Annotated in this window: 13 protein-coding genes; all 13 read left to right on the forward strand. The window is 43.7% G+C overall.

Annotated elements, in window-relative coordinates; all coding sequences use genetic code 11:
- Positions 1 to 866 precede the first annotated feature (866 nt).
- The 13 genes from AB4114_RS10975 to AB4114_RS11035 all read left to right on the forward strand — a co-directional run bounded on the left by AB4114_RS10975 (position 867) and on the right by AB4114_RS11035 (position 11,879).
- Positions 867 to 2,081 (forward strand): terminase small subunit, encoded by a 1,215-nt coding sequence (locus AB4114_RS10975; protein WP_441988483.1) that lies wholly within the window; start codon positions 867 to 869, stop codon positions 2,079 to 2,081.
- Positions 2,082 to 3,338 carry a PBSX family phage terminase large subunit gene (locus tag AB4114_RS10980; protein WP_441988484.1) on the forward strand — a complete coding sequence of 419 codons (1,257 nt, stop codon included), beginning with the start codon at positions 2,082 to 2,084 and terminating at the stop codon, positions 3,336 to 3,338.
- 251 nt (positions 3,339 to 3,589) lie between these two features.
- On the forward strand, positions 3,590 to 5,179 hold the full coding sequence (locus tag AB4114_RS10985) for a phage portal protein (RefSeq protein ID WP_441988485.1): 1,590 nt from the start codon (positions 3,590 to 3,592) through the stop codon (positions 5,177 to 5,179).
- Positions 5,124 to 5,885 (forward strand): phage minor head protein, encoded by a 762-nt coding sequence (locus tag AB4114_RS10990; protein ID WP_441988486.1) that lies wholly within the window; start codon positions 5,124 to 5,126, stop codon positions 5,883 to 5,885. The genes AB4114_RS10985 and AB4114_RS10990 overlap by 56 nt, the downstream gene beginning before the upstream one ends.
- A 932-nt stretch (positions 5,886 to 6,817) precedes the next feature.
- Positions 6,818 to 7,009, forward strand: a complete 192-nt coding sequence (locus AB4114_RS10995) for a hypothetical protein (RefSeq protein ID WP_441988487.1) — start codon at positions 6,818 to 6,820, stop codon at positions 7,007 to 7,009.
- Between the two features lie 122 nt (positions 7,010 to 7,131).
- Positions 7,132 to 7,332: a hypothetical protein gene (locus AB4114_RS11000; RefSeq protein ID WP_441988488.1), complete on the forward strand. Its 201-nt coding sequence runs from the start codon at positions 7,132 to 7,134 to the stop codon at positions 7,330 to 7,332.
- 33 nt (positions 7,333 to 7,365) lie between these two features.
- Entirely contained in the window at positions 7,366 to 8,634 is a 1,269-nt protein-coding gene (locus AB4114_RS11005) for a DUF2213 domain-containing protein (RefSeq protein WP_441988489.1), read from the forward strand.
- A 27-nt stretch (positions 8,635 to 8,661) separates the two neighbouring features.
- A complete protein-coding gene (locus tag AB4114_RS11010; RefSeq protein ID WP_441988490.1) occupies positions 8,662 to 9,180 on the forward strand; it encodes a structural cement protein Gp24 in 519 nt (172 codons plus the stop codon).
- Between the two features lie 19 nt (positions 9,181 to 9,199).
- Positions 9,200 to 10,201: a DUF2184 domain-containing protein gene (locus tag AB4114_RS11015; RefSeq protein ID WP_441988491.1), complete on the forward strand. Its 1,002-nt coding sequence runs from the start codon at positions 9,200 to 9,202 to the stop codon at positions 10,199 to 10,201.
- Positions 10,202 to 10,215: 14 nt separating this feature from the next.
- Positions 10,216 to 10,536: a hypothetical protein gene (locus tag AB4114_RS11020; protein WP_441988492.1), complete on the forward strand. Its 321-nt coding sequence runs from the start codon at positions 10,216 to 10,218 to the stop codon at positions 10,534 to 10,536.
- Between the two features lie 56 nt (positions 10,537 to 10,592).
- The gene (locus AB4114_RS11025; protein ID WP_441988493.1) at positions 10,593 to 11,066 is read left to right on the forward strand and encodes a DUF4054 domain-containing protein; all 474 of its coding nucleotides are present in this window, start codon (positions 10,593 to 10,595) and stop codon (positions 11,064 to 11,066) included.
- 19 nt (positions 11,067 to 11,085) lie between these two features.
- On the forward strand, positions 11,086 to 11,295 hold the full coding sequence (locus AB4114_RS11030) for a hypothetical protein (protein WP_441988494.1): 210 nt from the start codon (positions 11,086 to 11,088) through the stop codon (positions 11,293 to 11,295).
- Positions 11,295 to 11,879 carry a hypothetical protein gene (locus tag AB4114_RS11035; RefSeq protein ID WP_441988495.1) on the forward strand — a complete coding sequence of 195 codons (585 nt, stop codon included), beginning with the start codon at positions 11,295 to 11,297 and terminating at the stop codon, positions 11,877 to 11,879. Before AB4114_RS11030 ends, AB4114_RS11035 begins: the two co-directional genes overlap by 1 nt.
- The last annotated feature ends 135 nt before the right edge of the window (positions 11,880 to 12,014 follow it).

Here is a 12,014-nt window from a genome sequence, read left to right on the forward strand (position 1 = left end):
GATACCTACTGAATCGTTAACAACGTAGGCACTCGGTCATGCTGTGGGACATATGTCCTTAGACGTTTAGCGTCAGTGGTGTGATGGTGAGGCAGGGTTAAATGCCCTTATGTATTAAATAATTACTATTTCAATGCGCCATATCCGCCACTGGCCGATGGCAACGGCGATGGGAAACCATCCATTATGCTTTTTGCGGATATTAAAACAAATGGTATTAGTGTGAGACTTTTGCCTTTGTCGTTCTTGTTAGTCTCTGTAAAGAAACCTTGCAACGGCCTCAGAGTCGTGGGATGAACTCACGAACCGGCTTAAGCCCTTTTGCCGAACAGGAGAAACAAAGGGCATTCTCACAGTGATACCATAACCAATGTATCAGGTAAGAGTCACAGCGATGTGGCTCTTTTTTCTTTTCGCTGAACACTCTCTACCTCCCCTCGAAAGCTCTATACGGACACTCCCTTGTCGGGGCAAAGGCAAGTGGAATAGGGCTTTCCTCCGGCGTTGATCCAAGGCGTTAAGGTCGAGATCTGGAGGGCAATGCCAGCCGCCCAAACAAGAGCTGGCTTCAAAAATACACAATTATGTGGTGCGGAATGTAGCGTTTATTACGTCTCGGAGGTGGAGTGATGAAAGACCGTATACGGTACTTCTTTAATGGATCAAGCATGAACTTAACTAGGTTGTCTATATTCATGCATAACGCATACATACAGCACAGGAATGAAAAATCACGGATGCAACGTTGGTGCAACTCTGTTGATAAAATGATAAGGCGTGGATCCGTGGATGATACGAAAGTAATGTTTAACCGTTAAGAGAAATTTTCCTTACCTATAACAGAGCGGCGGTGGTGATCATGTAAGATGCCAAGACAACGAGATCCGAAGCGTGATGAAGCATTCAAGATTTACAAAGACAGCGGCGGGAATATTAACCTTAATGCCATAGCTGCACAGCTTGGTGTAGGTGATGGAACGGTTAGAGGCTGGAAGGCCAAGGACAACTGGGACAACAACACAAAGCACGGTGCTGAAACGACTGAGAAGCCAGTTGAACAGGTTGAGGATGAAGAAGAGCAAGATGAACTATTCCTACAGGCTGTTCAGATAGTTATAGAAGCCAAGCAAGCATCCACCTCATTGCTTCAGAGGAGATTGAGATGCGGTTATACTCGCGCAGCTAGGTTAATTGATGCGATGGAGAAGAGAGGCTTTATCGGTCCTTATAGTGGAGATAAGCCAAGAGAAGTAATCATCAAGGCGTTTGATATGGTTCCCAAAGTAACGGAACGTAAGGAACGAAACGCAACGAAAGAAACGGAACGACCGCCAATAAGAACGGAACGTTCCAATATAGTAAAGAACGCTCCAATTCCTGTTATAGAACAACCAGAGATAGAGAATGATGAACCCGATGATGATGGACTTACTATTAAGAAGCGCATATTCATTGGTGAGTACCTTCGAGACTTCAATGCCACAAGAGCTGCTATGGCAGCAGGGTACAGTAAGAAGACTGCTTACTCCATTGGTTGGGAGCTCCTGAGAAAACCTGAAGTGCAAGTTGCTATTAAGAAGTACACAGAGTCTATCATGAGTGACGTAGGATTAAACGCTCAGAGAATTCTCATGGAGTACATGAAGATTGCATTCGCAGATATAACGGACTTCATTGAGTTTGGACAGGAAGAGCACATCGCCAGGAATAAGAAAGGCGAGATTCAACTAGATGAGAATGGAGATCCAGTTAAATACAAAATTAATTTTACTAACTTTAAAGACGGAGCCGAGATTGATGGCACCTTAATTAGTGAAGTCAAACAAAGCAAAGAGGGCGTAAGCGTTAAGTTGTATGACAAGACCAAAGCTCTCGAAGTCTTAGTTAAATATATAGATCTACTCCCGGATAAGCATAAGCGCATGATTGAAGAAGAGAAACTGAAGATCTCAAGAGAACGTCTTGAGATTGATCGTGATAAAGGAGAAGGCGGTGATTCGGATTCTGGCAACATCGATCAATTGACAGAAATGATAAGACTGAGTGCAGAGGCGGCAGCTAAAGCAAGGAGTGCTGAATAGATGGAATTCCAAATTTTCGGCGCGAAGATAACAGAATTCATCTTAAACCCTATTGAGAAAGATGCTCGAATCAATATCCTTGAGGGCTCTGTACGTTCTGGTAAAACAGTTGGGATGATACCCAAATGGCTCAATTACATTAAGCATGGTCCCAAGGGCTTACTCATCATTACCGGCGTATCGAAAGAAACCATATTTGATAACGTCCTTCAGGATATATTCGATACTGTTGGGGAGAAGAATTACAAGTACAATTCGCAAAAAGGCTTAATCACCATGTATGGCCGCAAGATTAAGGTTATCGGAGCAAAGGACGAAGGTTCAGAGAAGTATCTGCGTGGTAAGACGCTTGCAGGGGCTTACTGTGATGAACTTTCGTTGATGCCTGAGAAGTTCTTTAAGCAGCTCCTTAACAGGCTCTCGGTTAAAGGTGCAAAGCTATATGCAACAACTAACCCTGATCATCCTCATCACTTCCTCTATACAGAGTTCATTACTGATAAGAAGAAGCTAGAGAGTGGCATGGTGAAGGTATATCACTTCGAGCTGGATGATAACCCTAACCTCGATGATGAGTATAAAACGTTTATCCGTGGCGCTTACACGGGTTTTTGGTATTTAAGGATGATTGAAGGTAAGTGGGTTGTTGCTCAAGGCGCAATCTTTGATATGTGGGATGACACACTGAATACCTTCACAGATGATGATCTGGTCGTAGGATTCAAGGGACTAGCACACCGTTACATCTCAATTGACGTTGGTACCCAGAACGCTACTGTATTCCTTGATGTGTGGGACGATGGAGATACATGCTGGGTGCTAGACGAGTACTATCATAGTGGCAGAGATGCAAATAAAGGCGGAGATTCAGGTAGGCAAAAAGAGTCTTCGGAGTATGCAGATGATCTTGTGAAATTCGTAGGTGATGAGTATCCCATGTACGTCATCGTTGATCCATCGGCCGCAAGCTTTAAGGTGACAATGAGGAACAGAGGGCTTCGTCCCAAAGATGCTGATAATGATGTGCTGGAAGGGCTACGGATGACAGCAACAATGATTGCTAAACGAAAGCTGAAGGTACATCGTACAAAATGCCCTAACTTTTTAAAAGAAGTATCAGGTTATGTGTGGGATGAGAAAGCAGGCCAACGTGGAGTAGAGCAACCAGTGAAGAAGGATGATCACTGTATGGATGCTGCCAGGTACTTTGTTAAAACGATGATTAAGGTACGAAGGTTAGAACGTGGTGATGCATAAGCGATGAATAAATGAGCATTTTCACCGTTTACATATGCAAACATCAAAAATGGCTTAGAGAGTAAAACCCAGCAATGACGCGGTATCTGATGTTTCTGCATAAACGATGAATAATCGGCCTATTACAGAAACGCTCAAAAGTGGCGTGGTTGATACATTTTCCTTGCGGTTGTGGGAAAGTACTTTTGTACAAAATATTGAATTTTATACAGATGTCTTTGCATGAAGAGTGAATAAAGAAAGGAGGAGCAATGTTGAACAAACGAACCAAACAGAAGAAACGGTTACAGCAACGTGATACAAGTCAGGTGCCGATCACTACGGTTATCGATAGTAAGCAAAAGCAGATTCAATCAAAGTTGCCGCCTGGTCTGAGCTTTATGATGGATGCGTTCTCGAATCCGATGGCTCGTTTAGGTGCAGGAACACCTAACTTGCTTGAGGGAACCAACTACATAAACACACGGTTGACGCAGAACTATCAATTGATGAACAGCTTGTACCGTGGTCATTGGATTGTGCGTAAGGTAATCGATACTATCCCTGAAGACATGACGCGGAATTGGATCAATATTACATCTCAAATAGCTCCAGAGATGATCCGAAAGATAAACAAGTTATGGCGGACGCGCAGTGTTAAGCAGAAGATCCTACTTGGTTTGAAGTGGGGGAGGCTGTATGGCGGTTCTGTCGGTTTGATTCTCATTGAAGGACATGAAGACAGTTTGCATCTGCCTATTGATTTTGATACTGTCATGCCGGGATCGTTTAAAGGGCTCATGATTATAGATCGATGGTCGGGTGTTGTCCCAAGTGCATCGGAGCTTGTGGATGATATCAATGATGTTGAGTTCGGTTTGCCTAAGTCATATCAAGTAACAACTGAACAGGGAAGCATCCTTCAAGTACACCACAGTCGTATCATTCGGTTCACTGGCCGTGAGTTGCCGTACTGGGAAAAGGTTGCTGAACAACAATGGGGAGCATCAGAGGTTGAAGCCCTATTCGACGAATTGAAGAAACGGGACAATACAAGTTGGAACATTGCACAGCTGATCTTCCTCGCGAACCTTCGAGTTTTGAAAATGGGGGATTTAGGGCAGGATCTCGCTGTTGGTGGCGGTAGGTTACAAGAAGACTTGTATAAAACCCTTGAGATGCAGAATTGGCTAATGAGCAACATGGGCATGCATGTAATGGATAACGAGGACCATTTCGAGACACACCAATATTCCTTCACCGGTTTAAATGATATCTATGAAAGTTTTATGCTTGATGTAGCTGGAGCTTGTGACATTCCTGCTACCAAGCTTTTTGGTCGTGCTCCTGCTGGTATGAATGCAACTGGTGAATCTGATCTCCAGAACTACTATGAGAAGATCGAGCAGAGCCAGGAATCAATACTTGCTCCGATTCTGGACAAGCTACTCCCGATCATGTGTATGTCTGAATTGGGTGCGGTGCCAGATGACATTGATTACATTTTCAATCCTATCCGAACTCCTAATGATAAAGAAGTAGCGGATCTTGCGAAGAACAAAACAGAAGCTATCATGTCAGTATTCACTGGCGGTGCTATTAGTCAAAAGACAGTGTTGAAAGAGCTCAAGCAAATGAGTGATACAACTGGCATGTTCACCAATATCACTGATGAGGATATTGATAATGCTGATGAAAGTACTAACCCTGGTGAGCTGCCTGATGTGGGGGATTTAGACTATGGCGAGTTTATGGGCTCCGAAAAGAAAGATAGAACTAACGTACAAAAAGGCCCTCCTAGCTTCGATGCAAGACCTAGAGGCATTGCTTCATGGATTAAGCGAACCTTTAGAAATACTTAAGGCAATCAAAGACTACACGTTGACTAAGGGATTCGATCAATATGCCGAGGCAATTGCCACTAAGATGGTTACTCATCTGTTTACGGATGCAGGACGCACCTGGAGGCAGGCAGCTAGGAAGAATAGCCAAGGTAGAGTTATCTATCAGGCTTTGCTTAAGGAACTGAATGGTCCTATTGGCGGGGCTGTACGTCATCAAATTTTACGTAATGCTGCAATAGTAAAGAGCTTACCTCTATCGATTGCCCAGAAGGTTAATGAACATGTGCTCACTGAGGCAATGAAGGGAACAAGAGCGGTTAACATGGCAATGCAGATTAAAGCATTCTTCCCTGAAGCTACAAAAGCAAAAGCTGGACTCATCGCTAGAACTGAAACAAGTAAAACGTCTACAGCTCTCACGCGGGCTCGTAGTGAGTTTGTTGGTGCAGGTTGGTATGTATGGAGGTCTAGCCGAGATTCCCGCGTTCGTGATGCCCACAGGCTCATGGATGGAGTGTTAATTAAGTGGAACAGTCCACCTAACCCTGAATCACTGAAGGGCATGCGGAGAAGTTTTGGTAACTATCATGCAGGAGACATATTCAACTGTAGGTGTTATCCAGAGCCAGTGATTGATCTTGATTGGATTACATGGCCTGCTATTGTCCATTATGGTGGGACGTTGCAACGGATGAATAGGAAACAGTTTGAATCGATCATGTAATATTGGAGGGGAATTATGAATGCAGTGATTGTGTGTGGGGGAGTAAGAGCGCACTTCGATTTTACCACCTTATCTGATGCTTTCATGGAGATTCAAAAGAAGATCGAGCGAACAACTGAGGCATTAAAAAGCATGTTCGAGGAGTTCGTTGAGTCTATTAAAGAACTAGAATCAAGCAAAAAGATCCCGATATTCGACAGAAGGAACATTGAAGTCGCAATCATTAAACATCAAGTTCTCGGATCTCGAAAGATGCGAGTTTGTATTAGGAATACTTGCTAATTTTAGGAAAAGGTGAATTGGGATGAAAAACAAAATTAGGGATAGGATCAATGTACTGACTATCGGCATATGTGGAGCAGTAATKATTATACTGGGTGCTTGGTTACCTCCTATGATTAAAGCTCCTGAACCTCCAAGGATTAGGTTGCTTACAGAAATGGAGTGTGGTTGTATTTGATGCACTGGAAAGAAGAAGAGTCACCATTACAGTTTGGTATCATGTTCTCGGAGACGGTTAATACACCTACCGAAACGAAATGGTTCGATACTGAGGAAGTAAGGGATTTAGCATTCTCAACTTTACTGGAAACTGGGAGGTTGGAGTTAAATAGTCCTCTAATCAGAACACAAAGAACTGTAGAACCATATGCCTTTACAACTATAAACGCAGCACCAACATTTTATAAGCGAGTTTAATACTGAAGCCCATTCAATTGTGATGAGGCTTCTTTTTTATGCTGAATAAGGTGTAAGGGTATTTTACTTGACCACAAAATAAGATGTTTGTGAAGAAGTCCAAAACCCGAGAACCCGCGCCACATAAGGGTTTTGTAATTTCAAAGGTTGTTGGATACGGACAGAACTGTGTGTATGCAATAGTTATTCACTATTTATGCATAAATAATGCCTTAAAAGGAGGAATGAACATCATGTACAAGCTGACCGAGAGGGTTGGAGAAATAGAACTCACTTATGAACATGAAACGCTTCAAGGTGTGGTTGACCTAAAAAATGCTATTAATCCTCAACAGATAACTGTGAATCAAAATCCTGAGGATTTTAAAAAGTGGTTGACGACTACACAGTGGGACTTTTTGAAAACTACTTGCGGCACTACATAATGTTTAAATTTACAGAATGCATAAGCAAGCTAACCTATTCGGGAGTATCTAGAAGAAACCTAGAACCATGGCTTTATGCGAGCTACATCCGCATGTTTGTTATAACGAGATGAGGTGATTAAATGATACGACCACATCATGATGGTCCTGTTGGACCTCCACCTACGACATACTACCCTAAGCCTGTGGATAAGACGCAAGAGGCATACGTAGAAACTATGCTCAAGCTAATGGAACACATCCAAGAGCAATGTAAGAACGGGTCAGTGGATTCCAACCTCGTAAGTTCTGTAAATGAGATGTACAACAACTTATTTCGTTAATCAGTTATGCCTGAAAGGAGGTGATGAACATACATGAGAGCCTATTATGGTTCACGATTTAGCCCGAACATGACGGTTACACCTGAAGGCTTCTTAATTGCTCATAACGTCCCTATTGCCCGTACTGGTTGGTATGAGTACTTAGGTGAGGAAATCGGAGTTACCGAGATGAGAGGACAGATTGTACAAGTGTACCGAAGTCCCGAAGAAGTCTTCAGCCCTGCGGCAATGGCCAGTTTCGAGGGGAAGGTTACGACCGATGAACATCCTCCTGAAGCAGTCACGCCTGATAACGCTACTCGATACATGCGAGGAGTTGTTCAGAACGTGCGGCAGGGCTCGGGAGATGAAGATGACCTCCTAATTGCTGATCTTGTGTTTCATGATCAAACGCTGATCTATGAGATCCAAGAAGGTAAGCGTGAAGTCTCATGCGGCTACGATTGTATCTATGAGCAAGAGAGTGATGGTTACCATCAAAAGCATATCTGCGGTAATCACGTAGCTGTCGTGAAAAGCGGCAGGGCAGGTGACCGTGTTGCGATAAAGGATTCAAAAACAAACCCAGTTCCGGAAGGAGAAAAAAGAATGAAAATTAGTTTCCCCAAGAAATCCATTCATAGTGTTAAGGATATCTTAGCGGCAGTTGGCTTAAAAGTATTTGCAACTGATGCTGAGCCAGAAGAAATCATGGACGCGGTATCCGCAATGGCGGAAGAAAAAGAAGGTGCTAAAGATGAAGGGATCGAGAGCACTGAGTCCGCAGCGAAAGATGCTGATCCAGCAATTGAAGCTTTAACTGCACAAGTTGCACACCTTACTGACCTTGTAACAAAGCTTGCACAAACAAAGGGAGCCGATGCTGCCCCTGAGGATGCGATCGATGCTGCAATTTCTGAAATCGAAGGTTCTGCAAAGGACAACGATGAGGAAGAGAGCCACACAATCTCTGCTGAGAACATGGATGAAGAAGGTCCAGTTTCTAGCCCAGAAGATCGTCCGAAGTCTGCACTTACTGGCGATAACGCTTATAAGGTGGCTGCTTTGAGAGCATTGAAACCAATCATTGCTCAAATTACTGATCCAGCAGAGCGCAAGCGTGCTTCTGATGCTGCTATTGCAAGCATTAGGGGCGTGAAGCCTACAAAGAACACATATGCAGACATTAATAAAGGTCAAAAGCAGTCGGCTACTGATAATAAACAAACATCCGATAATAAAACCGCAGCACAACAAGATCCTGCACAACTCGGTAGGGAAATCGCTAGAAAACACAATCCACATTTCAAGGACCGCGCATAAATTAGCGCAGGAAAGGATGATAAAACTATGCCAGGATCAGTAGTTGGTAAGGCTCTTAACTTTGGTTATCCAGGGAACGTATCGCGCAGTTTGGATGCAGTAATTGACAACCGTGTAGTAAAGACCACAGATACAGTAGGTATTGCATTTGGCGAACCGGCTATTTTAAATAGTGACAACTCATATTCCAGATTTGGTGCAACTGGAACAGCTGCTACATTCGCAGGTATTGCCGTACGTAACGTAAAGCAGGCTACTGTATTTGCGAATAATGTTAACGGCTCTTATGCACCTGGTGATCCTTGTGATGTGATTGGCCGTGGATCGGTTACAGTCACTTGTAACGTAGGAACTCCAACACCAGCCGGTGGAGTATATGTCCGTATTACAGCAAATGGTGCAATTCCTGCTGGTATAGTTGGAGGATTTGAAGCCGCAGCCGATGGAGCGAATACTATTCTCCTTACAAATATTAAATGGACAACTGGGAAGCTCGATGCTAACCGTACAGCAGAAGTCACAATCTTGTCGCGGATCAATCCGTAATTAAGGGGGATAACATTCGATGAATTTAACAACACCTAAAGTTTATTCTGTTGGTGGAGCTGCACAGTTCAATATGGATGCCGCAGCAATCTCTACCGGTATGGCATTTTTGCAAGGGGAGCTAGAAAAGCGTGATCCAAAACTGCATGAACCTTTGCAGTCGGTAACATGGCAGCGTGACATTGTCGCTATTACTGGCGGTGGCTGGGTAGACTACACATCGAACAACTTCGTTGATTATGCCACAACTGGTGGTAATGAAGGCGGGATCATCGGTGGGGAAACGAATGACATCCCAATCATGCAGGCCAATGTAAGCAAAGATGTTGGTAAGGTATTCAACTTTGCCAATATCTTAAAAGTGCCTTTCATTGATCAACAAAAGCTACAAGGAATTGGCCGTAGTCTAGATGATATCTTGGATAAAGGTATTCGTCTTAACTATAACAAGTCAATTGACAATATCGTGTACAACKGGCTTCCGAGCTTTAAAATTTATGGCTTGGCGAATAATCCTGCCGTAACTGCCTCAACTGCCCCGAACGGTGCTGCTGGAACGGCAACGTGGTTTACCAAGACTCCTGATGAGATTCTAAAAGATGTGAATCAAATCATCACGGATACGTGGGCTGCCTCTGAGTATGATCTAACGGGGATGGCGAATCACATTTTGATTCCACCTAACCTGTTCGCTTACATCGCAGGTAAGACAGTAAGCACAGCGGGAAGCATTTCCATCCTTAAGTTCTTGCTTGAAAACAATATCGCTAATAACCAAGGCCGAGATCTTGTTATTGCACCTTCTCGCTGGTGCGTAGGCGCTGGTACTGGTGGAACAGATCGATTAATCGCATACGTTAATGATGATAATCGGGTGGTATTTGACTTGCCTGTACCGCTCACACGCATTATGACTCAAGCACAAGTTACTGAGATCGCCTACCTAACCGCTTACATGGGACAACTTGGTCAAGTGAAGTTCTTGTACTTAACATGTGCTAAATACGTTGATGGAATCTAAGGGGGATAATATCCATGAAAATTTATTCTAAAGCAACACTTCAGTTCGATCACCCTACACAGGCAGAAGCTCCTGTAATTGTTAGGCATGAAAGTTTTGGAGCTGTCCCAGATTGGGTAAAAGAATCAAAAATGTTCAAGCTGGCCTTATCTGATGAAACAATTACTGTAATTGAATCCAAGGAAGATGAGATCAAGGCTGAACACGGCAATACAGAGGATGACGAAAAAGCCGCAGCTAAAGCAGCCGCAAAGGCAGCGAAGGAAGCAGAAAAGAAAGTTGCAGCTGAAAAAGCAGAAGCTGACGCATTGGCGTTGGCCGCTGGACAGCAATAATAGTGCCTAGGAAAAATTTCCTTAGCATATGCTTAGACCTGAAAGGGTGATCCTGTATGAACGGGATATCTGGGGATGCTTCCAACATAAGAGTTGGGAGTAATCCCCCTTTTGTTTTATCAGATTTCTTTGACCAGTATCCTCAGTTCGGTCCCAATGAAGATGGCGATTACTTGATTGTACCTACACTCATAACTCAAATGTTTATCGATCTGGCACATGAAAGCATCCAAGAAGCGCGTTGGAGATCTCATTGGAAGATTGCTATGGGATGGTTCGTAGCGCACTTCCTAACTATGTATCTGCAAGGTGTTGCTGATCCCAACGGTGGGGCCGCTGCTGTTATTGCCGCAGGTCAAGCAAAAGGGTTAAATGTCTCGGAGTCCGTTGGGGATGTTTCAGTAAGTACTGATTTCAGTACAATCGCACAGGATTTGGATGGATGGGCCGCATGGAAGTTAACCATATACGGACAGCAACTCGCTACCATAGGTAAGTTAGTGGGTAGAGGTGGCATGTATGTCTATTAACAGGGGAGGTAGAACAAGTATGGTAAGAGCAAAATTTAAATGTACCCTTAAAGAAGGCAATAGCGTTCGATTCGAGGTTGTAATTTCTGGCTCAGACGAAAATAAAGAGTTTTGGAAGTATACTCCTGCTGGTCAAATTCAAATGAGCGTTGACAATGAAAAGGCACAGGACCAATTCGAAGTCGGCAAAGAGTATTATGTTGATTTCACTCCTGCTTTGGAAGTCTAATGTTTGCTGGATTCGCTCGGGTGCTATCGCCAATTGATAATACTAGCGACCTCTCCAAGAGGCTGAAGGAACTGGCAGGAAAACAAGTCTATGTAGGTGTTCCAGAAGGAAGCGAGAACAACCGTCCAACTGTGAGCGGCGACATAACGAATGCTGAATTGCTTTACATCCATACACATGGTGTGAGGCGAAAGGCAATGCGTGATGAGATGAATCCAAAGGTTGAAGCTGGGATGAAATACAGCAAGGCATATCAAATGTACTTGCAGACTCACGGCTCTCCCCTTTGGCACTCTCCTCCTAGACCTGTGATAGAGCCTGCCATTCAATACAACAAGGACATCATAGCTAAACAACTCCGAAAGGTCCTGGAGGCTGTCCTAAACGGTCAGAACCCAGATCAGGAGCTTCATAAAGTGGGATTGCTCGGTCAGAACGTTGTCCGTGATTGGTTTACAAACCCCTCTAACGGTTGGGCAGCTAACGCTGAGTCAACGGTGCAAATGAAGGGTAGCGATAGGCCGCTGATTAATCAGGGTGAGCTTAGGAAGTCGATTACTTACGTAATCAAAGAAGGTGAGTGACGAATGTGTTGATAACTAATGAGCAAGGAAATAATTGCATAGGCTGCGGAAAAATCATTCCATCAACCATTCGTAAGATTTCTGAAAAACCCTCCGCGCGCATTATTTGTGATCAGTGCAAAAGAAGGTGAATAA

Origin of the sequence: Paenibacillus sp. 2RAB27, from assembly GCF_052115445.1 — a bacterium.
Taxonomy (GTDB): Bacteria; Bacillota; Bacilli; order Paenibacillales; family NBRC-103111; genus Paenibacillus_E.